General features: G+C 66.2%; 17 protein-coding genes and 3 pseudogenes. 6 read left to right on the forward strand and 14 right to left on the reverse strand.

The window, feature by feature from the left end:
• Window positions 1–3 precede the first annotated feature (3 nt).
• The 6 genes and pseudogenes from aspS to LRS03_RS11795 all read right to left on the reverse strand — a co-directional run bounded on the left by aspS (window position 4) and on the right by LRS03_RS11795 (window position 6,659).
• A complete protein-coding gene (aspS, locus tag LRS03_RS11770; RefSeq protein ID WP_257825606.1) occupies window positions 4–1,800 on the reverse strand; it encodes an aspartate--tRNA ligase in 1,797 nt (598 codons plus the stop codon).
• Window positions 1,801–1,895: 95 nt separating this feature from the next.
• Complete coding sequence (locus LRS03_RS11775) at window positions 1,896–2,549, reverse strand: DUF502 domain-containing protein (protein ID WP_257825607.1); 654 nt, start codon at window positions 2,547–2,549, stop codon at window positions 1,896–1,898.
• Between the two features lie 28 nt (window positions 2,550–2,577).
• The gene (locus tag LRS03_RS11780; RefSeq protein WP_257825608.1) at window positions 2,578–2,889 is read right to left on the reverse strand and encodes an FmdB family zinc ribbon protein; all 312 of its coding nucleotides are present in this window, start codon (window positions 2,887–2,889) and stop codon (window positions 2,578–2,580) included.
• Between the two features lie 90 nt (window positions 2,890–2,979).
• Window positions 2,980–4,431: a high affinity choline transporter 1 gene (locus tag LRS03_RS11785; RefSeq protein ID WP_257825609.1), complete on the reverse strand. Its 1,452-nt coding sequence runs from the start codon at window positions 4,429–4,431 to the stop codon at window positions 2,980–2,982.
• A gap of 131 nt (window positions 4,432–4,562) precedes the next feature.
• Window positions 4,563–6,117: pseudogene (gene ubiB / locus LRS03_RS11790) on the reverse strand (ubiquinone biosynthesis regulatory protein kinase UbiB).
• Window positions 6,114–6,659: a hypothetical protein gene (locus tag LRS03_RS11795; protein ID WP_257825611.1), complete on the reverse strand. Its 546-nt coding sequence runs from the start codon at window positions 6,657–6,659 to the stop codon at window positions 6,114–6,116. Before LRS03_RS11795 ends, ubiB begins: the two are co-directional and overlap by 4 nt.
• 221 nt (window positions 6,660–6,880) lie before the next feature.
• Between LRS03_RS11795 and LRS03_RS11800 the strand changes: the two genes are divergently transcribed.
• From LRS03_RS11800 to LRS03_RS11825, 6 genes and pseudogenes are all read left to right on the forward strand, one after another.
• Entirely contained in the window at window positions 6,881–8,293 is a 1,413-nt protein-coding gene (locus tag LRS03_RS11800) for an undecaprenyl-phosphate glucose phosphotransferase (RefSeq protein WP_308296424.1), read from the forward strand.
• Between the two features lie 46 nt (window positions 8,294–8,339).
• Entirely contained in the window at window positions 8,340–9,536 is a 1,197-nt protein-coding gene (locus LRS03_RS11805; RefSeq protein WP_257825612.1) for a porin family protein, read from the forward strand.
• A 54-nt stretch (window positions 9,537–9,590) separates the two neighbouring features.
• A complete protein-coding gene (locus LRS03_RS11810) occupies window positions 9,591–11,048 on the forward strand; it encodes a mannose-1-phosphate guanylyltransferase/mannose-6-phosphate isomerase (RefSeq protein WP_257825613.1) in 1,458 nt (485 codons plus the stop codon).
• Window positions 11,049–11,064: 16 nt separating this feature from the next.
• Window positions 11,065–11,992, forward strand: a pseudogene (locus tag LRS03_RS11815) (GDP-L-fucose synthase family protein).
• Window positions 11,993–12,021: 29 nt separating this feature from the next.
• The gene (gene gmd, locus LRS03_RS11820) at window positions 12,022–13,143 is read left to right on the forward strand and encodes a GDP-mannose 4,6-dehydratase (RefSeq protein WP_257825614.1); all 1,122 of its coding nucleotides are present in this window, start codon (window positions 12,022–12,024) and stop codon (window positions 13,141–13,143) included.
• A gap of 13 nt (window positions 13,144–13,156) precedes the next feature.
• Complete coding sequence (locus LRS03_RS11825; protein WP_257825615.1) at window positions 13,157–13,717, forward strand: D-glycero-alpha-D-manno-heptose-1,7-bisphosphate 7-phosphatase; 561 nt, start codon at window positions 13,157–13,159, stop codon at window positions 13,715–13,717.
• Between the two features lie 67 nt (window positions 13,718–13,784).
• Here the strand turns inward: LRS03_RS11825 and galE are convergent, their stop codons facing one another.
• From galE to LRS03_RS11865, 8 genes and pseudogenes are all read right to left on the reverse strand, one after another.
• Window positions 13,785–14,786 carry a UDP-glucose 4-epimerase GalE gene (galE, locus tag LRS03_RS11830; RefSeq protein ID WP_257825616.1) on the reverse strand — a complete coding sequence of 334 codons (1,002 nt, stop codon included), beginning with the start codon at window positions 14,784–14,786 and terminating at the stop codon, window positions 13,785–13,787.
• A 20-nt stretch (window positions 14,787–14,806) separates the two neighbouring features.
• Complete coding sequence (locus LRS03_RS11835) at window positions 14,807–15,511, reverse strand: nucleotidyltransferase family protein (protein WP_257825617.1); 705 nt, start codon at window positions 15,509–15,511, stop codon at window positions 14,807–14,809.
• 26 nt (window positions 15,512–15,537) lie between these two features.
• Window positions 15,538–16,662, reverse strand: a complete 1,125-nt coding sequence (locus LRS03_RS11840) for an SDR family NAD(P)-dependent oxidoreductase (RefSeq protein ID WP_308296425.1) — start codon at window positions 16,660–16,662, stop codon at window positions 15,538–15,540.
• Between the two features lie 13 nt (window positions 16,663–16,675).
• Entirely contained in the window at window positions 16,676–17,674 is a 999-nt protein-coding gene (locus LRS03_RS11845; RefSeq protein WP_257825618.1) for a GHMP family kinase ATP-binding protein, read from the reverse strand.
• Complete coding sequence (locus LRS03_RS11850; RefSeq protein WP_257825619.1) at window positions 17,671–18,108, reverse strand: glycosyltransferase family 4 protein; 438 nt, start codon at window positions 18,106–18,108, stop codon at window positions 17,671–17,673. The genes LRS03_RS11845 and LRS03_RS11850 overlap by 4 nt, the downstream gene beginning before the upstream one ends.
• A 46-nt stretch (window positions 18,109–18,154) precedes the next feature.
• Window positions 18,155–18,847: pseudogene (locus LRS03_RS26565) on the reverse strand (glycosyltransferase); the annotation flags it as partial.
• A 106-nt stretch (window positions 18,848–18,953) separates the two neighbouring features.
• Entirely contained in the window at window positions 18,954–19,541 is a 588-nt protein-coding gene (locus LRS03_RS11860) for a D-sedoheptulose-7-phosphate isomerase (protein ID WP_257825620.1), read from the reverse strand.
• A gap of 229 nt (window positions 19,542–19,770) precedes the next feature.
• Entirely contained in the window at window positions 19,771–21,750 is a 1,980-nt protein-coding gene (locus LRS03_RS11865; RefSeq protein WP_257825621.1) for an acyltransferase family protein, read from the reverse strand.
• Window positions 21,751–21,753 lie beyond the last annotated feature (3 nt).

The following is a 21,753-nucleotide window of genomic DNA, read 5'->3' on the forward strand; positions in this document are numbered from 1 at the left end:
CGATCAGCCGTTGGACACCACCTGCGGGTTGCGCAGGCGGATGTGCAGCTCGCGCAGCTGCTTCTCGTCGACCGGGCTCGGTGCGTGCGTCAGCAGGTCCTGCGCACGCTGCGTCTTCGGGAAGGCGATCACGTCACGGATCGACTCGGCCTTGGTCATCAGCGTGACCAGCCGGTCGAGGCCGAAGGCCAAGCCGCCGTGCGGCGGGGCGCCGTACTGCAGCGCATCGAGCAGGAAACCGAACTTGAGCTGTGCCTCTTCCGGCCCGATCTTGAGGGCGCTGAAGACCTTGCTCTGCACCTCGGCGCGGTGGATACGGATCGAGCCGCCGCCGAGTTCCCAGCCGTTGAGCACCATGTCGTAGGCCTTGGCAATGCACTTGCCGGGGTCGCTGTCCATGTAGTCCTCGTGGCCGTCCTTCGGCGAGGTGAACGGGTGGTGCACCGCGTTCCAGCGCTGCGCTTCCTCGTCGTACTCGAACATCGGGAAGTCGACCACCCACAACGGCGCCCACTTGTCTTCGAAGAGGCTGTTCTTCTTGCCGAACTCGCTGTGGCCGACCTTGATGCGCAGACCGCCGATGGCGTCGTTGACGATCTTGGCCTTGTCGGCACCGAAGAAGATCAGGTCGCCGTTGCGAGCGCCGGTGCGCGCGATGATCTCGGCGATGGCCGCGTCGTGGATGTTCTTGACGATCGGCGACTGCAGGCCTTCGCGGCCCTTGCCGGCGTCGTTGACCTTGATCCAGGCCAGGCCCTTGGCGCCGTAGATCTTCACGAACTCGGTGTAGGCGTCGATCTCGCCGCGGCTCATCTCGCCGCCACCGGGCACGCGCAACGCGACCACACGCCCGCCCGGCGTGGTGGCCGGGCCGCTGAACACCTTGAAGTCGACATCCTTCATCACGTCGGTCAGCTCGGTGAACTCGAGCTTCACGCGCAGGTCGGGTTTGTCGCTGCCGTAGCGGTGCATGGCCTCCTGGTAGGTCATCACCGGGTAGCCCGGCAGGTCGACGCCGATGGTGCTGCGGAAGACCGTGCGGATCATGCCTTCGAACATGCCGCGGATCTCTTCCTCGTTGAGGAAGCTGGTCTCGATGTCGATCTGGGTGAACTCGGGCTGGCGGTCAGCGCGCAGGTCTTCGTCGCGGAAGCACTTGGTGATCTGGTAGTAGCGGTCGAAGCCAGCCACCATCAGCAGCTGCTTGAAGAGCTGGGGCGACTGCGGCAACGCGAAGAACATGCCTTCGTTGACGCGGCTGGGCACGAGATAGTCGCGCGCACCTTCGGGCGTGCTCTTGGTGAGCATCGGCGTCTCGATGTCGATGAAGCCGTTGGCGTCCAAGAACTTGCGCACCTCCATCGCCACGCGGTAGCGCAGGATCATGTTCTTCTGCATGACCGGGCGGCGCAGGTCGAGCACGCGGTGCGTGAGGCGGGTGGTTTCCGACAGGTTGTCGTCGTCGAGCTGGAAGGGCGGCGTGATGCTCGGGTTCAGCACCTCGAAGCCGTGGCAGAGGATCTCGACCTTGCCGCTCGTGAGGTTGGCGTTCTCGGTGCCGGCCGGGCGCGGGCGCACCTTGCCGACCATCTTCAGGCAGAACTCGTTGCGCACGCCTTCGGCGACCTTGAAGGTCTCGGCACGGTCGGGGTCGCAAACGATCTGCACCAGGCCTTCGCGGTCACGCAGGTCAATGAAGATCACGCCGCCGTGGTCGCGCCGGCGGTGGGCCCAGCCCATCAGGGTGACGGTCTGGCCGAGGAGCGCTTCGCTGACCAGGCCGCAGTAGGTTGTTCTCATGTTCTTGCTCCGAAAAAGGGGATTGTGCGACGCCCGCCGGGGCGCGCAACGGTGTAGGCGCTAGGGGCGAATGGGCTAGCCGGAAGCCGGGCCGGCTAGCCCGGCAGGTTTCGCGCCGGCTCGGGGGCGGGCACCGGCAGCGGCGGCGCCACCACCCCCATGGAGATCACGTACTTGAGCGCCTCGTCGACGCTCATGTTGAGCACGATGACATCGGCGCGCGGCACCATCAGGAAGAAGCCCGAGGTGGGGTTGGGCGTGGTCGGCACGTAGACGCTCAGGTAGTCGCCCGAGAGGTGGATGGCGGCCTCGCCGCCCGGCTTGCCGGTGACGAATGCGATCGTCCACGAACCCTGGCGCGGGTACTGCACCAGCACCGCTTCCCGAAAAGCGTTGCCGCTGCTGGAAAACAAGGTGTCCGACACCTGCTTCACCGAGCTGTAGATCGATTTGACGATGGGGATCTTGGTGACCACCAGATTGGCCTGGTTGAGCGCCCACTGGCCGAAGATGTTGGCCGCGAACACGCCGGTGAGCAGCAGGCCGGCCACCATCACCACGACACCGAGACCGGGGATGCTGCGCAGCGATTCCAGCCAGCCGTGGGCCGCCGCCGGCAGCACCGCCTGGGAGGCGGAGATGATGGTGCCGAACATGCCGTCGAGCAGCCCCAGCACGGAGTGCAGGACCCAGATCGTGATGGCCAGCGGCAACCAGACCAGCAGGCCCGCGATCAGGTATTTCTTCACAGGGTTCCTTGGGGAAATGACGCAGGTATCAGAGGGCGTCGGGGGATGTGCTGGCAGCCGGCGCGGGCGCCGGTGCCGGGGCTGCATCGGACTTGGGAGCGTCGGATGTGGAGGGCGCGTCGGCGCTGGCGGCCGGCGCAGCAGCGGCGCCGTTGTTGCCGCCGCGGAAGTCGGTCACATACCAGCCCGAACCCTTGAGCTGGAAACCGGCGGCGGTCACTTGTTTCTTGAAGGCCGACGCCCCGCAGGACGGGCAGGTGGTGAGCACGGGGTCGGAGATCTTCTGCAGCACGTCCTTGGCGTGGCCGCAGGCCTCACACCGATAGGCGTAGATGGGCATGGCTAAACCCTTGATTCAAAACGCGAAATTATAGGTGGGGCACGCCGCAAGCCGGCGTGCCGGGCCTATGTAGGGACGCGTTTCAGTGCTTCAAGCCACAGCCTGGCGCGGTTCGGCGCGGTTCTTCAGCACCTGGGGCGCGAGCGATCCGACGAGCATGCCCACCAGCGCGGCGATCAAACCGGCCAGCTGGCCGGGGAAGACCTCTCCGAAGTTCGACACCTGCGGGAAGAAGGCGATCCACACCGCGATACCGGCCGCGACCGAGGTGACCGCGCCCTGGGTCGTCGCACGCTTCCAGTAGAGGCCGAAGACGAGCGGCACGAAAGCGCCAACCAGCGTGACCTGGTACGCCGCCGACACCAGGTCGTAGATCGGGGTGCCCTTCATCGCGATGGCATAGGCCAGCACCAGCCCGGCGAAGGCGACGATGGTGGCGCGCATCGCGAAGAGCTGCTCCTTGTCGGTCATGCCGGGGCGCAGGTTCTTCAGGATGTTCTCGACGAAGCTCGTGCTCGGGGCGAGCAGCGTGGCCGACGAGGTGCTCTTGATGGCCGACAGCAGCGCACCGAAGAAGATGATCTGCATGATGAGCGGCATCTGCGTCAGCACGAAGGTGGGCAGCAGCCGCTGGTAGTCGTTCTTCGCCATCTCGAGGGCGGAATCGCCCATCACCACCACCGCGCTCAGCACGATGAACATCGGCACGAACGCAAAGAGGATGTAGCTCACGCCGCCGATCACGGCACCGTTGCGCGCGGTGTTGGCATTCTTGGCCGACATCACCCGCTGGAAGACGTCTTGCTGCGGGATGCTCCCGAGCATCATCGTGAGGGCGGCGCCGACGAACATCGCCACCTCGGTGAAGGTGGGCGGCGGCAGGAAGTTCCACAGCTCCTTCTGGCTGGCCAGGGCGAGCACCTTGTCGGAGCCGCCGGCCAGGTCGCTCGCGAAGACCGCAATGATCGCCAGGCCGACGACGAGCACGATCATCTGGATGAAGTCGGTCCAGGCGACCGCAAGAAAGCCGCCGACCACCACGTAGATCAGCACGGCCAGCGTGCCGACGATCATGCCGGCGGTCTCGCCCATGGCACCGTTGGTGAGCACGGTGAAGACCAGGCCGAGTGCGGTGATCTGCGCGGCCACCCAGCCGAGGTAGCTCAGGATGATGGCCACCGAGCAGAAGACCTCGATGCCCTTGCCGTAACGCTGGCGGTAGAAGTCACCGATGGTGAGCAGGTTGTGCTTGTAGAGCTTGGCGGCGAAGAAGATGCCCACGAGGATCAGGCAGGTGCCCGCGCCGAACGGGTCTTCGACGATCGCGCCCAGTCCGCTCTGCACGAATTTGGCCGGGATGCCCATCACCGTCTCGGCGCCGAACCAGGTGGCGAAGGTGGTGGTGATCACCATGATCAGCGGCAGGCTGCGCCCGGCGATGGCGAAGTCGGTGGTGTTCTTGATGCGGGTGCCGGCCCAGACGCCGAGCGCCAGGGTGCCCAGGAGGTACAGCACGACAAAGGAGATGAGGGTGGTGTTCATTCGGCCTTGGCTCGCGGATCGTGTTGGCTGATGTTGGCTGGAAGGGGCGGCGCCCGCCCCGGGCGACCGGCCAGCATTATCTGTTCCAGGGAGACAAAAAAAGGCCGCCCCCTGCGGGCGAACCCTGCCTGTCAGCCGCTCGACCAGCGCAGCGCCGCTGTCACGATCACCCCGACCGCAAAGCCCAGGCCGCCGTAGATCAGCACCCGCAGCAGCCGGTTGGTGTGGCGCTGCTCGGCCAGCAGGGTTTCGACCAGGCGGGTGTCGGCGCCCCGTCCGGACTGCTGCAAGGCGTGGTGCACCAGTCGCAGCAGCTCGGGCAGCAGCTGCGCCCAATGCGGCGCTTCCTTTTTCAGCCGCTCGACCAGGCCGCGCCAGCCGATCTGGTCGTTCATCCAGCGCTCGAGGAAGGGCTTGGCGGTGCTCCAGAGGTCGAGCTTCGGGATCGAGCTGGCGGCCCAGTCCTTCGATGTTGAGCAGCGTCTTCTGCAGCAGCACGAGCTGCGGCTGGATCTCGACGTTGAAGCGCCGCGAGGTCTGGAACAGGCGCAGCAGCACCTGGCCGAGCGAGATGTCTTTCAGCGGCCGGTCGAAGTGCGGTTCACACACGGCGCGGATCGCGCCTTCCAGCTCGTCGACGCGGGTGCCCGCCGGCACCCAGCCCGATTCGAGGTGCAGCTCGGCCACGCGCTTGTAGTCGCGGCGGAAAAACGCGATGAAGTTCTGCGCGAGGTAGTCCTTGTCGACCTCGGTCAGCGTGCCCACGATGCCGAAGTCGAGCGCGATGTAGCGGCCGAAGGTCGCGCGGTCGACGCTCACCTGGATGTTGCCGGGATGCATGTCGGCGTGGAAGAAGCCGTCGCGGAAGACCTGGGTGAAGAAGATCGTCACGCCGTCGCGCGCGAGCTTCTTGATATCGACCCCGGCTTCCCGCAGGCGCTGCGTCTGGCTGATCGGCACGCCGTACATGCGCTCCATCACGATCACGCCCGAGGTGCACAGGTCCCAGATCATCTCGGGCACCATCACCAGGTTCAGGCCATCCATGTTGCGGCGAAGCTGCGCCGCGTTGGCCGCCTCGCGCACGAGGTCGAGCTCGTCGTGCAGGTACTTGTCGAACTCGGCGACCACCTCGCGCGGCTTGAGCCGCTTGCCGTCGGCCGACAGCCGCTCGACCCAGCGGGCCAGCGTGCGCAGCAGCGACAGGTCGTCGTCGATCACCGCCAGCATGCCGGGGCGGAGCACCTTCACCGCGACCTCGCGGCCGTCTTTCAGCGTGGCGAAATGCACCTGCGCAATGGACGCGCTGGCCACCGGCTCGGCCTCGAAACTCGCGAAGACGGCTTCGATCGGCAGGCCATAGGCCTTTTCGACCAGAGCACGCGCCACCGGGGCCGGGAACGGCGGCACCCGGTCCTGCAGGCGCGCCAGCTCATCGGCCACCTCGGGCGGCAGCAGATCGCGCCGGGTCGAAAGCACCTGACCGAACTTGACGAAGATCGGGCCGAGCCGCTCAAGCGCCTCGCGCAGGCGGCGACCGGGCGGCGCATCGAGGCGCCGGCCGAGTGTCATCACCCGCACCAGCGCACGCACCCAGCCCTGCTTGAAGCCGGACAGCGCCAGCTCGTCCAGCCCGAAACGCAGGACGGTGAAGACGATGAAGACCAGCCGGAAGAGATGCCTCATCGGGGCGGGCGCGACATCAACCCTTGCAGCACGCGCACCGCCTCGCGAAAGCCGCCCGCAATGCCCGACGCCACCCGCGTGAGCTCATGCGCCGGTGCCTGGCCGAGGATGCGGGCGAGATCGTCTTCGACGTCCCAGCGCAGGTTGTCGATGAGCCAGTTCACATCGGCGGCGAGGGCCGAATCACCCTCGATCACGACCTGTGGACGAACGCCCGCCAGCCACAGGCTGGCCAGCTTCATGGGGTTGGAGGCATCGACGCTCACCCGCAGGTCGGGCTGCGCCGGCACCTGATCGCCGCACCATTCGAACAGCCCCGCCGGCGTGATGGTGAAGGCCACCACAGGAGGCGGTGGCAGCAGCGGCGGCCACCCCGTCCACACCAGTTGCAGGCTGCGGCCGCTGTGGGCTTTCAGCCGCTCGGTCGCCACGGTTTCGGCAGCGACCACGTGGTTGAGCAACAAGGTGATGCGCTCCATCGCGGCTGAGCCCAGCGACGCGAAAAAGCGCGCCCCGAGAGGGGTATCGAAGGGGGTAGGCATCGGGGAATTGTAGGGGCGGGGTTATGTCACACCGACAGCGCGACACGGCCCTCCAACGCGCCATTGGAAGGTCACGATTCGTGACGCATTCAACGCATCGCCACCTCCCTAAAACGAATGTCCCCCCACACTTGCGGGTCCGGTCTGTCACATGTCTTGGGTGAGAATTCCTGCGGTCAACGCTTGTCAGCGCTCGACCACATCGATGGAGGCGATGCCTCGTGGACCAACCCGTAGCAATGTTTGAAGACCGACCGTACAAGCGAACGTTCTACAGCGCTCCGCAATCGGTGACGTCGCTCGCGGCTGCGTTTCTCGAACCGACCATCACCGTCGTCACCTTCCTCGGTGCCAATCTCTACCTCGACGCGTTCATCGGGCGGCCTGAGCTGGTGCTGTGCCTGCTCGTGTTCGCCCTCACCTTCCCCGGCCACAACCGCTTTCGCCAGAACCTGATCGCCGCCGGGGTCGACATCGTCTCCTCATGGGTCGTGCTGATGGGTGTGCTGCTGCTGTGCGGCTACGTCACCCGCAGCCTGAGTTATTTCGAGCAGCAGGCGCTCATCATCTGGGTGGTGGCCACGCCCGTCGTGCAGTGGCTGGGGGTGTGGGTCGGGCGCCGCATCGTGCTCCACCAGCTGTCGCAACCTGAAGCGCGCCGCCGCGCCATCGTCATTGGCGCCGGGCCGCAGGGCGTGAAGGTCATGCGCGCCTTGACGCTGAGCGAAGACAAGGGCGTCGACTTCCTCGGCTACTTCGATGACCGCGCCGACGCGCGTGTCGACGGCCTCGCGATGGAACAGGTCAAAGGCGGCCTGAAAGACGTGGCCGACTTCATCCGCCGTCACGGCATCCACGAGGTCTTCATCACGCTACCTCTCGGCTCCCAGCCTCGCATCGTCGAGCTGCTCGAGCAGATGCAGGACACCACGGCCTCGCTCTTCTTCGTGCCCGACATCTTCGGCATCAGCATCATCCAGGGGCGCCTGCAGGACATGAACGGCCTGCCCATCGTGGGCATCTGCGAAACCCCCTTCACCGGCACCAACGAACTGGTCAAGCGGGTGAGCGACGTGGTGCTGGCCTCGATCATCCTGGTGCTCATCTCGCCCTTGCTGCTCGCCATCGCGATCGGCGTGAAGATGAGTTCACCGGGGCCCGTGATCTTCAAGCAGCGCCGCACCGGCCTCGACGGCGAAGACATCACGGTCTACAAGTTCCGCTCGATGACCACGCAGGACAACGGCTCGGTCGTCAAGCAGGCGACCAAGGGCGATGCACGCATCACCCCGTTCGGCGCCTTCATCCGCAAGACCTCGCTCGACGAACTGCCGCAGTTCTTCAACGTGTTGCAGGGGCGCATGAGCATCGTCGGACCGCGCCCGCACGCGATTGCACACAACGAGGAGTACCGCCGCATCGTCAAGGCCTACATGGTGCGCCACAAGGTCAAGCCCGGCATCACCGGCTGGGCCCAGGTGAACGGCCAGCGCGGCGAGACCGACACGGTCGACAAGATGCAGGCCCGCGTCGAATACGACCTCGAGTACCTGCGCAACTGGTCGCTGGCGCTCGACCTGCAAATCATTGTGCGTACCATCCGGCTCGTGTTCTTCGACCGCAACGCGTACTGATCTGCCCCCGTGCCCCATGGGCGCACGTCACTGCCGAGCCCATCACATGAACAAGAGCCCGACACATCCTTGCGGTGCCGCCCTGAAACTGGCGGCCTCCATCGGCTGCCTGGCGGCCACGACCGCGGCATTTGCCCAGGCCCAGGAGGAAAGCCCGTACTACATCGGCATCAGCCAGGGCTTCACGCACGATTCCAACGTGAACCGCAGCCGCCCAGGCGCTGAAACCAGCGATTTTTATTCCAGCACCGGCCTGCTCGGCGGGGTGAACCTGCGGTTCGGCCGCCAGCGGGTGTTTGCCGATGCAGAGGCCCAGGTCCACCGCTACAACGATGTGTCAGGCCTCAACAACAAGAGCTACTCCGTGCTCGGCGGCCTGGACTGGGAAACGATCGAGACGCTGTCGGGCACTCTGCGCTACAGCGCCCGCAACAGCCTCAACAACTTCATCGCGTCCGATGGGTCGACCTTCCTGAGCGACCAGCGCACCCAGCAAGCCACCGCCTCGGCGCGCTACGGCCTGGCCTCGAACCTGAGCTTCGACCTGGGCTACGAGCACCGCACGCTGGAGATCCAATCCGCGACCGGCCGCGACTACACGCAAGACATGGTCAGCACCGGGCTGCGCTGGGCCGTCGGCGGCAAGCTCACGCTCGGTGCCGGCGTGCGTGTGACCCGCGGCGAGCAGGATGCCGTTCCCGTCACCGACGAGATCAAGCGGCGCGACATCGACCTCACCGCCATCTGGGCCACCGGCGGCGCCAGCACCTTCAACGCCCGGCTGAGCGCCACCAAGGAAACCCATTCGCTCGGCACCAACGCCGATCTCTCCGAGACCACCGGCGCCCTGAGCTGGAGCTACCGACCCACCGGCCGGCTGAGCCTGACGGCCGCGGCCACGCGCGACACCGGCAAGGAAACCACCTTCAGCCCCACCGCCGGCGGAGAGGGGGGCGAAGCGCTGCCCGTCGACAACACCCGCCTGGGCACCACCTTTGCCATCGATGCCCAGTACGAGCTCACCGGCAAAATTTCCCTGAATGGCAATGTGCGCCAGCGCAAAGGTACGCTCAGCAGTTCGCAAAGCGAAGCCGTCAAGGGCTACGGCCTGGGCCTGACGTATCTGCCCACCCGCAGCCTGGCTTTGCGCTGCAGCGTGAGCCGCGAGGACCGCACCGTTGCCAGCGCGACGGCGTACCAGGTCACCATCACCGGGTGCACCGGCGAAGTCACCCTCCGGTAAAGCGCTGCGGCGAAGATCCACCTTCCGCCGCCCAGGCCCGCACTCAGAACATCCATGGCTCTCACACCCCCCGCAAATAGCGCCGCCCCCATCGCCGTCCAGCCCGTCATCATGGCGGGCGGCAGCGGCACCCGGCTCTGGCCGCTCTCGCGTGCGCAGTACCCCAAGCAGTTCCTGGTGCTGCAAGGCAACCGCAGTCTTTTCCAACAGGCGGCCACCCGCCTGGCTAGCCTGGCCACCGAGGGCCTGGAGGTCGCGGCGCCCTGCATCGTGGGCAACGAGGAACACCGCTTCTTGGTCCTCGACCAGTTGCGTGAACTCGAGCTGCCGCCCGCTGCCGTGCTGCTCGAGCCGATGGGGCGCAACACCGCCCCCGCGATGACGCTGGCTGCGCTGCAAGCCACCGCTGCCGGCCAGGACCCGGTGCTCGTCGTGACCCCGGCCGACCAGACGGTGACCGACGAAGCCGCATTCACCACCGCGCTGCGCCAGGCCGTGCGCGACGCCGCCAACGGCACCTTCGTCATCCTCGGCATCACGCCCGACCGCGCCGAGACGGGCTACGGCTACATCCGGGCCGATGGCAGCAAGGTCGCGCAGTTCGTCGAAAAGCCCGACGCGGCCACCGCCGAGCGCTACCTGGCCGCAGGCGGCTATTTCTGGAACAGCGGCATGTTCGTGGTGCGCGCCTCGGTCTGGCTGAAGGCACTCGAGCGCTTCCGCCCCGACATCGCCAGCGCCACCCGCGCCGCGTGGGCCAGCCACAAGGTCGACGCCAGCTTCGTGCGCCCGGGCAAGGCGGAGTTCGCCGCCATCCCCAGCGAGTCGGTCGACTACGCGGTGATGGAGAAGTGCCCGGGCTCTGGCCAGTTCGACATCAGCATGGTGCCGCTGGCAGCCGGCTGGTCGGATCTCGGCGCCTGGGACGCCGTCTGGCAAGTCAGCGAGAAAGACAGCCAGGGCAACGCCGCCATCGGCGACGCGATGCTGCGCGACAGCCGCAACACCTTGGTGCACGCGACCAACCGCCTGGTCGGCGTGGTCGGCCTGGACAACGTCGTTGTCGTCGAGACACCCGATGCGGTGCTGGTCGCCGACCGCAGCCGCAGCCAGGACGTCAAGCACATCGTCAACCAGTTGCAAAGCTCGGGCCGCAGCGAGCACACCCTGCACCGCCAGGTGCACCGTCCGTGGGGCTGGTACGACAGCATCGACGCCGGCCCGCGCTTCCAGGTCAAGCGCATCATGGTCAAGCCCGGCGCGAGCCTGTCGCTGCAGATGCACCACCACCGCGCCGAACACTGGATCGTGGTGAGCGGCACCGCCGAGGTGACCAACGGCGACAAGGTCATCCTGCTCAGCGAGAACCAGAGCACCTACATCCCGCTCGGCCAGACGCATCGCCTGGCGAACCCCGGCAAGGTGCCGCTCGAAATCATTGAAGTGCAGTCGGGCAGCTACCTCGGCGAAGACGACATCGTGCGCTTCGAGGACACCTACGGCCGCGGCTGAAGCAAGACCTGACCCCATGGACAAGAACGCAAAGATCTACGTCGCAGGCCACCGCGGCATGGTGGGCAGCGCCATCGTGCGCCGCCTGCAATCGGCCGGCTACACCCGCATCGTGACGCGCACGCATGCCGAAGCTCGACCTGCTCGACCAGAAGGCGGTGCATGCCTTCCTCGCCGCCGAGAAGCCCGACTACAGCTTCATCGCCGCCGCCAAGGTGGGCGGCATCCAGGCCAACAACACCTATCGCGCCGACTTCCTTTATCAGAACCTGATGATCGAGGCCAACCTGGTCCACGGCGCGCACCTGGCCGGCCTGCAGCGGATGATGTTCCTCGGCTCCAGCTGCATCTACCCGCGCGACTGCCCGCAGCCGATCAAGGAAGACTACCTGCTGACCGGCCCGCTGGAGCAGACCAACGAGCCGTACGCCATCGCCAAGATCACCGGCATCAAGCTCTGCGACGCCTACAACGCGCAATACGGTCGCCAGTACGTGAGCGTGATGCCCACCAACCTCTACGGCCCCAACGACAACTACGACCTTGCCACCAGCCACGTGCTGCCCGCCCTGCTGCGAAAGGCTCACGAAGCACGCGAGCGTGGCGACAGCGAATACGTGGTGTGGGGCAGCGGCACCCCCAAGCGCGAGTTCCTCTACGTCGACGACCTCGCCGACGCCTGCGTGCACCTGGCCGAACAGGGCTACGACGGCCCGCTGGTCAACATCGGCACGGGTGAAGACGTGACCATCCGCGAACTGGCCGAGTCGGTGATGAAAGTGGTGGGCTTCGAGGGCTGGATCGTCTTCGACAGCAGCAAGCCCGACGGCACGCCGCGCAAGCTGCTCGACGTGAGCCGCCTCGCCTCGCTCGGCTGGCGCGCCAAGACCAGCCTGCAAGACGGCCTGCGCCTCACCTACGAGACGGCGCCGTTCCGCCAATAATTCTTTCGACCATCCTCAAGAGACCGACCATGTCCCACAAGAAAGTAGCCCTCATCACCGGCGTGACCGGCCAGGATGGCGCGTATCTCTCCGAGCTGCTGCTCAAGAAGGGCTACGAGGTGCACGGCATCAAGCGCCGCTCCAGCCTCTTCAACACCGATCGCATCGACCACCTGTATCAGGACCCGCACGTCGACAACAAGAACTTCATCCTGCACTACGGCGACCTGACGGACAGCACCAACCTGATCCGCATCATCCAGCAGGTGCAGCCCGACGAGATCTACAACCTCGCCGCCATGAGCCATGTGGCGGTGAGCTTCGAGACGCCCGAGTACACCGCGAATGCCGACGGCATCGGCACGCTGCGCATCCTCGAGGCGATCCGCATCCTCGGGCTGGAAAAGAAGACCCGCTTCTACCAGGCCAGCACCTCGGGTCTCTACGGCCTGGTGCAGGAGATCCCGCAGAAGGAAACCACACCCTTCTACCCGCGCAGCCCGTACGCCGTGGCGAAGATGTACGCCTACTGGATCACGGTCAACTACCGCGAGGCCTACGGCATCTACGCGTGCAACGGCATCCTCTTCAACCACGAGAGCCCGCTGCGTGGCGAGACCTTCGTGACGCGCAAGATCACCCGCGCCATCGCCCGCATCGCACTCGGCCTGCAGGACTGCGTGCACCTGGGCAACATGAGCGCGCTGCGCGACTGGGGCCATGCGCGCGACTACGTCGAGATGCAGTGGCTCATGCTGCAGCAAGACAAGCCCGAAGACTTCGTCATCGCCACCGGCGTGCAGTACAGCGTGCGCCAGTTCGTCGAGTTCGCGGCCAAGGAGCTGGGCGTGACCGTCACCTTCACCGGCGAAGGCGTGAACGAGATCGGTACCGTGAGCAAGGTCGAAGGCGACAAGGCCAAGTGCAAGGTCGGCGACGTGATCGTGCGCGTGGACCCGCGCTACTTCCGCCCCACCGAAGTGGAAACGCTGCTCGGCGACCCGAGCAAGGCCAAGCAGAAGCTCGGCTGGGTGCCCACCACCTCGCTGCAGGAGCTGGTGAAGGAAATGGTCGAAGCCGACTACAACTCGGCGCGCCGCGACAGCCTGGTCAAGATGGCCGGCTTCCAGGCTTACGACTACCACGAGTAAGCGCGGCGTTCACGTGGGCCGCCCTGCCCTCTTCCTCGACCGCGACGGCGTGATCAACATCGATCACGCCTACGTGCACAAGCGCGAAGACTTCGATTTCGTCGACGGCATCTTCGACCTCGTGCGCACGGCACGCGAGCGGGGCTACCTTGTCTTCGTGATCACCAACCAGGCCGGCATCGGCCGCGGCAAGTACACCGAGGCCGACTTCCACGTGCTCACCGAGTGGATGTGCGGCGAATTCGCCTCGCGCGGCGCGGTCATCGACAAGGTGTACTTCTGCCCGTACCACGCCGAGCATGGCATCGGGCACTACAAGGCCGAGTCACCGTTCCGCAAGCCCAACCCGGGGATGATCCTGCAGGCCGCGCAGGAGTTCGACGTCGACCTGCCAGCCTCCGTGCTGCTGGGCGACATGGAGACCGACATCCAGGCCGGTGCGCGGGCCGGCGTGGGCCGCACGCTGCTTTTCCGCCCTGCCAACCACCCGCGACCGGAGACGACTCAGGCCCACGCCATCGTTGCCGCGCATGCCGAGGTGCAGGCTTTCCTGCAGCAGCACGTCGCCGCATGATCCATCACGCTCCATGAAAAACGGCGCCTTTCGAGGCGCCGTTTTCTTTAGCCCGGACCGCGCGCTCTCAGCGCTGGGCCTTCACCTTGTCGGCGTAGCCCTTCGGGTACTTCTGGTGCCAGGCCCAGGCCGTCTCGACGGTGCGCTTGATGTCGTAGAACTCAGGCTTCCAGCCCAGCTGCGTCTTGAGCTTGGTCGGGTCGGCCACCAGCGCCGGTGCGTCGCCCGGGCGACGGGCGGTGACCTGCAAGGGGATCTTCCTGCCCGTGACCTCTTCGCAGGCACGGTGCACTTCCTTCACCGATTGGCCATTGCCGGTCCCGATGTTGAACACCTCGGCCGTCGTCGGCGTGGTCGCCATGATGGCGAGCATGTGTGCCTGGGCCAGGTCGTCGGTGTGCACGTAGTCGCGGATGCAGGTGCCATCGGGCGTGGGGTAGTCGTCGCCGTAGAGCATCAGCTTGTCGCGCTGGCCGAGGGCCACCTGCAGCAGCAGCGGAATCAGGTGCGTCTCGGGGTCATGCGCCTCGCCGAACTCGCCATCCCGGTCGGCGCCCGAGGCGTTGAAGTAGCGCAGCAGCGTGAAGCCCAGGCCATAGGCATGCGCGAAGTCGCGGATCATCCACTCGACCGCCAGTTTGGTGCGTGCATACGGGCTGCACGGGATCTGTGCGGCGGTCTCGTTCATCGGCACCACCGGGTTATCGCCGTAGGTCGCGCAGGTGCTGGAGAAGAGCATGCGGTTGACCTTGGCCTCGCGCATAGCGCGCAAGAGGCTCAGCGTGCCGGCGATATTGTTGTTGTAGTGGTGGTCGGGGTTGGTCACCGACTCGCCCACGTAGGTGGCCGCGGCGAAGTGCATCACGGCCTCGCTGCCGTGATCCTTCATCACCTTGGCCAGCGCGGCCGTGTCGGCAATGTCGCCCTTGACCAGCTTGCCCGCGGGCACGGCAGCTTCATACCCTTCGGAGAGGTTGTCGAACGCGATCGCGTCGTGGCCCTCGGCCAGCAACTTGCGCAGGCACGCGCTGCCCACATAACCCGCTCCGCCTGTCACCAGCACTTTCATGTCTTGTCCTCTTGTCTGAATCAGTTGAATCGGCCAGCAAAGACCCGCGGCGCCTCGGCCCGCGCAGCTTCCAGCGCCTCCAGGTTACCGATGTCGCGGTGGTAGCCCTCGTGCACATGGCCTTGCATGCGGCCCACGAACTTCGGCAGCACGTCGAAGCCGAGGTCGAAGGCCTTGGCATCGGCCATCTCGCGCCAGGCATCGGCGGTCACCGCATACACCCCTGCATTCGCCAGGTCCGACTTCGGCTCGGCCGGTTTCTCGACGAAATCGACGATGCGCCCGCTCGCATCGACCTCGGCAATGCCGCAGGCCTTCGGATTGGGCGCATGGAACAGCAGCATCGTCATGGGCAAGCCATGTGCCCGGTGGCCGGCCATGAAGGCTCGCAGGTCCAGGCTCGACAGGTTGTCGGCATAGATGATGAGCACGTCGTCGGCGTCCTCGGCCCAAGCGCGGTTGTGCGCCACGGTGCCAGCCGAGCCCAAAAGCGTTGATTCGTAGGCTTCGACAGCGTTGAAGCCCTCACGCTTCTTCGCGTCGAGAAAGGCCCGCACCGCGTCGGGTAGGTGATGGTTATTCACCAGCACATCGGTGATGCCAGCGTCACGCAGCGCCCGGAACCAGTAGTCCAGCAAGGGCCGACCGGCAATCTCGACCAAGCACTTCGGGACCGTGTTTGTCAGCGGCCGCAGGCGTGTGCCGAGGCCACCGGCCAGCAGCACTGCCTTGGTCTTCCGCTGGGTCGCGTTCACGCCTTGTTGACGTCGCGCACGACGTTGAGCGCGGCCATCTGCTGGTTGCAGTAGTCGAGGATCTGCGCCGCGTTGTCGGCGGTGGAGAGCCACGCCTTGTACGCCTCGACACTCTCGTGAACCGTGCGCGTCGGCTTCCAGCCGAGCGACTTGAGCTTGCTCACGTCGGAGCAGATGTGGCGCGTGTCGCCGAAGCGGAACTTGCCGCAGGGCTCGGCCTTGTAGCCCTTGGCACCGAAGACTTCGGCCACCACGGTCGCGAACGACGCCACGGTGTGCGCCTTGTCGCCGCCGACGTTGAACATCTCGTAGTCCGCACGCTCGTCACGCAGCACGAGAAGATTCGCGTCGACCACGTCCTGCACGTTCACGAAGTCGCGCACCTGCTGGCCGTCTTCGTAGATCATCGGCTCGCGACCGAGGTGGAAGCTCAAGGAAAACACCCGGCAGGCGCCGCTGTACGCGTTGTAGAAACTCTGGCGCGGGCCCTGCACGATGGAGTAGCGCATCGCCACGCTCGGGATGCCGTAGCGCTTGCCGAGCGAGAGCGCCACGCGCTCTTCGGCGATCTTCGACAGGCCGTACTGGTTCTGTGGGTTGGCGACCGTCTCGTCGGTTGGCTGCCAGGTAAGCGGACCGGTCGTGCCCTTGGGCGCCTGCACCTCCCACACGCCGCGTTCAAGCTGCTCGGTCGGACGGATGTCGGGCAGCACGGCACGGCCAGCGGCGTCGTGGTACAGGCCTTCGCCGAGAGCGGCCTGGCTGGAGGCCACGATCACCTTCTTCACCGGCAGCTTCTCGCGCACGATCAATTCGTAGATCAGCGCGGTGCTGGTCACGTTGACGTCGAAGAAGCGGCTGAAGGTCGGCAGGTAGTCCTGGAAAGCCGCCAGGTGGTAGACGTAATCGCTACCGCGCAAGGCGTCGAGCAGCACGGCTTCGTTGCGCACGTCGCCACGGATGAATTCGATGCGCGGGTCGAGGTAGGCCGGCTTCGCGTGGCCGGGGTGCACCGGCTCTTCGAGTGAGTCGAGCACGCGCACCTGGTAGCCCTCGCGCAGCAGCGCGTCGGCGGTGTGGGAACCGATGAAACCGGCGCCGCCGGTGATGAGCACTCGCACTGGGCCGTTCCTCTTATTGGTTGTGCAACAGACGCTGATGGTCGCTGATGAAGATGACACGGCCGCCGCGGCGGTCGATGTCGAGCGTCAGCTCGCGCGGATTGCCAAGTGCATCGCGGATCAGGTTGTGGCGCTCTTTCGGCGCGACCAGCAACAGGAACCCGCCACCGCCGGCACCGAGCAGCTTGCCGCCTTGCGCACCCAGCTTGCGGGCCTGTTCGTACCAGGCGTCCACACGCTCCATGCTGATGCCGAAGCCCAGCGAACGCTTCAGTTCCCAGCCCTGGTGCAGCAGGCGGGCGAACTCATCGAGGCCGCCCGGGCCGGTGATGGCCAGTCGCATCTCCTGCGCCAGATCGCGCATCGCACGCAGCACCGGCATGCGGTCTTTCGTGCCTTCGCTCTGGCGCTTCAGGATGCCGTCGGCATCGCGCTGCTGCTCGGTGTAGAGCAGCATCATGCGGCTCGACAGCTCCTTCATCGTCTCGGCCGGCGCTGGCACCGGCTCCACGTCGACGGTGTCGTCGGGGTTGAAGCGGATGTAGTTGAGGTTGCCGAAGGCGGCGGCGTACTGGTCCTGCTTGCCGATCGGCTTGCCGAGGATGTCGATCTCGATCTGGCAGGCCTGCTCGGCGACGTTCTTCGCGCTGATGATCTGGCCCTTGTAGGCGTAGAGCGCCTGCAGCAAGCCGACGGTCAGCGAACTCGATGAGCCCATGCCCGTGCCGGCCGGTACGTCACCCACCGTCGTGATCTCGATGTGGCGGCTGAGGCCGGTGATCCGCAGTGCCTCGCGCACCAGCTCGTGCTGGATGTCGTTGATCGACTCGGCGATCTCCACCTTGGTGTAGGCCACCCGCGCCGTCTTCTCGAAGCGCGGGCTCACCGTGACATACATGTGCTTGTCGATGGCCATCGACAGCACGGCACCGTACTCCTGTCGATAGAAGGCCGGCAGGTCGGTGCCGCCACCGGCGAAGCTCACCCGGTACGGGGTTTGCGAAATGATCATGTCGTCACCCTGGTTGGTGTGGCCGGGCCGGTGCTGCGTTGCCCAGGGGCAGCGGCAGCCAGGCTCTGGCGGAATTTGTCGATCAACGGCTCGAGGCAGTTGTTCAGGTCGAAAGTCTTCTTGAGCAGCTGCTGCCCGTTTGCGGACAGCCGCGCCGCCAGTGCCGGGTCATGCATCAAGCGGGCCATCGCATCGGCCAGCTGTGCCGGCTGATTGGGCTCGACGAGCAAACCGGTGTCTTCATGCTGCAGCAGGTCGGGGATGCCGACGAGGCGCGTCGAGATCGCCGGCAGGCCGCTCGCCATCGCTTCCATGATCATCTGCGGCAGGCCGTCGACGTCGCCATCGCTCGCCCACACGCAGGGCAGCACGTAGACGTCGCCTTCGTGCATGAAGTCGACGATCTTCTCTTGCAGCAGGGCCTTGCCGGTCACGCTGATGCGGTCGGTCAGGTTGAGGCGCTTGATCTGTGCGTTGGAGCTCGGCTTCGAGCGGGCCGCTGCCGCCGATCACGCACTCGAACTTCTCGCCGCGGTTGACGAGGATCTTGCAGGCGTCGATCAGGTCGGAGAAGCCCTTCTTCTCGACCAGACGGCCCGACGAGACGATGCGGTAGGTCTTGTTCGGATCACGCGCCTCGGTCGGTGGGTAGAACCACGAGAGGTCGATGCCGCAGTAGGCGATCACCAGTTGCTCGGGCCGCGCACCATGCTTCAGGTAGAAGTCGCGGTGGAAGGTCGAGATGCAGATGATGAAGTTCGCGCGCTCGATCTTGTCGAGCAAGGCACTGCGGTTGCGGAAGAGGTCGGTCGCATGGCCCGTCCAGCTGAACGGTGCATCGAGCAGCCATGCCCCATACATCGCGATCGTGCCGCAGGAGTTGATCCACTGCGAATGGATCTGCGACACCTTGCGGCCGCTCTTCAGGATGCCGGTCGCCCAGTGCACGGCCACCACCAGGTGGGCAATGCCGGCGAGCCGGGCACGCAGGTGCTCGCGGCGGCCGAAGAAGGCATTCCACAGCGCCGAGAGGAAGCGCCCGCGAAAGCGGAACGGTGCGGCCAGCAACGAGAAGAAGATCGCCACCAGCGGCAGCGGGTACATCAGCTCGGTGCGACGGTTCATCGCCACCGCCCAGTCGGAGTCGTGCAGCAGCTTGTCGGGCGCGCGCATAGCATGCAGCGCCACCGGGATGCCGGCCGCTTCGACGCGGCTCAGCTCGTTGGCAACCCAGGCGTTGCCGATCCCGTTTTGCGTGACGTAGTGGATCACCGCAGCATCACTTGCGCTGCTTCAGGTAGAACGCGAGGATCGATCCCGCGGCCATGTGCATGTCTTCGATCACGCCGTACTGGTCGCTCTCGACGTGGAAGCAGATGTCGACGTCCTTGCGCAGCTTGCCGCCGGTGAAGCCGGTGAGGCCGACCGTCGTGGCGCCCACGCTCTTGGCGTAGTCGTTGGCCTTCAAGACGCTGGGCGAATTCCCCGAGCCCGAGATGATGACGACCAGGTCACCCTTGCCGCACAGGTTGCGCAGCTGGCGCGCAAAGATCTCGTCGTAGCCGAGATCGTTGCCGATGGCCGTCATGAAGGCGGTGTTGTCGTTGAGCGAGATGCAGCGGATGAGCGGCTTGTTCACACGCTCTGCAGTCTTGGACCAGTCGGTGGCGATGTGCGAGGCAGTGGCCGCCGAGCCGCCGTTGCCCATCACGAAGATGGTCTTGCCGGACTTCTCGACCTTCTCGATGGCCTTCGCGATCTTCTCGAGCGCGGCGTAGTCGAAACGCTCCCACTGCTCGAGCTCGCGATCGCGGTACCACTCGGCGAAAGCTCGCACCGACAGGCCGCCAGGGCCCGTGCCCGTCATGTTGGAAGCCGCCAAACCAGGCGTCTTTTTCTCTTGGATCTTCGGGACCTTCGCCTGCTTGCTCATGAGGTTCTTTCGCTTCGGGTATGTGGATCGGAAAGCTCAAAAGATTGTATTGGCGAGATCTCTTGGAACCCTCGATGCACAGCACACGCGGGCCCCCCTGAGTGAGCGGGGACCAACAGCCCTGGCGCGACATTCCTCACACGCGGCGCACCCCGCGGCGCTGTCACGAAGGCTTCACGAAGCGCGCGAAGAGATCGGCCTGCTGTTCGATCCACAGCGGATCAAAGTGGCTTTCGTCGTAGTAGATCGGACGCTTCAGCGCTTCGTCGTACACGCGGCACGAGCGCGCGTCGCACAGGCGCCGCCGCAGGCTCACACGGTGGAAGCCGGGGGTCGCCTCCAACCCCTTGAACAAGGGCTCCATCCAGTCGGTCTGCGCGTGCAGGGCCGAGACGGGCAGGCTCAGGCGCACCTGCCCGTACCAGAACTGCTCGCGGGCGACACGGTCGGCCACACGCAGCGTCGACTCGGCGGCGCTGTCGACCAGCACCACCGTCTTGCCGCGGGCCAGCGTGGCGACGATGGCGGCCCGCATCTCGTCGAGGACGGCCTGCTGCTTGGCCGACAAGGTCGCGGGCACCGAGCACACGCCCGCGCCGCGTTCGTGGCAATACGGCGCGCCGGCAAGGCCGATGGTGGCCCAACGCGCCGCCACGACCACGGTGTCGTAGGGCTCCTGCTGCGCCTTGCGCCAGGCCTCGGCCGAATAGGCCGCACAGTGGTAGCCGGGCTGGGTGCGTCGCCAATGCGGCACCGGTGGGCACTCGGCCGCGGTGTAGAAGTCGACCGAGCCCGGGCTGTGCGTCACGAACCACGCGTAGTAGTGCTCGGCATGCGAGTCGCCGATCACCAGCGCGCGCGCCGGCGTGCCCTTGTCGATTCGGCAGGGTTTGATCTCCTGCAGCGGCTTCTTGTAGTTGCTGCAGGCATCGGGAAAGTAACGCGCACGTACCGAGGCCCAGTAGGCGGCGTGCGAATCGCTGTGGCCCGGTTGTCGAACCGGCAGCCCCGCGGTGCTCAGCACGACCCCCACCGATGCACCGGCGACCACCATCGTGGCCAGTGGTGCTGCGATCACGCGCAGGCTTCCTGCACCGCGCCGCATCAGCGGGCGTTCGACCAGCGCATGCGACGCCCAGCCCAGCAACACCGATGCCAACCCGATGGCCACCGTCGTGGCCAGCGGATGCTCCTGCGGGTAGTCGGTCAGGCGCATGCCGATGATGAGCGGCCAGTGCCAGAGGTAGATCGCATACGACCACAGGCCGAGCCGCTGCAGCACGCCCAGGCGCAGCAAGCGGTTGTCGGCATCGGCCCACAGCACCATCGCCGTCCCGAGGACCGGCAGCACGAGCCACGCCCCCGCCCCGACGCTGCGCACCCGCGCGGCCGCCATCAGAAGCGCGCCCCCCAGCACCAGCGCCAGGCCGAGGTAGCTGACGAGCCCGGCACGCCCGCTTGCCCCCGCAGCAGGACGGCCCTGCACCAGCAGTGCCACCAGCGCCCCCGCCAGCAGTTCCCACACCCGCGCAGGCAGCAGGAAGAAGCCACTCTCCGCCGCCTGACGTGCGAGCAACAAGTGCCAGGCGAACGACGCCAGCAGCAACACGGCCACCCCGGCCATCGCAACAACCCTGCGCCGCGCCACCGGTACCCAGCGCGTCAGCAGGAACAGCAGCAACGGGTAGAGCATGTAGAACTGCCACTCCACCGACAGCGACCAGGTGTGCAGCAGCCACAGCGAGTCGCCTGCATGCGTGATGTAGCCGCTGCTGGCGAGGAAGTGGTGGTTCGAGACGAACAGCAGCGTCGCCACGCCCTGCTCCGCGATGCGCAGCAGATCGAACGGCGGCAACCACAGCAGCCCGGCCAGCAGCAGCCCCGACACCAGCACGGCCAGCGCCGGCCAGATGCGCGCGGCACGTCGAGCCAGGTAGTCGCCGTAGTGGAAGCGCCCCTCCTCCATGCGGCGCCACACCATCTGCGTCATCAGGTAGCCCGACAGCACGAAGAACACGTCGACCCCGATGAAGCCGCCCGTCGCGCCCTTGAGCTGCAGATGAAAGGCGACGACGAGTGCGACGGCCAGGCCGCGCAGCCCGTTGAGATCGATCCGGTAGCCGTCGCGCTGGGCGGTGCTCACTGG

The organism is Rhizobacter sp. J219, from assembly GCF_024700055.1.
In the GTDB taxonomy this organism is placed as follows: Bacteria; Pseudomonadota; Gammaproteobacteria; order Burkholderiales; family Burkholderiaceae_C; genus Rhizobacter.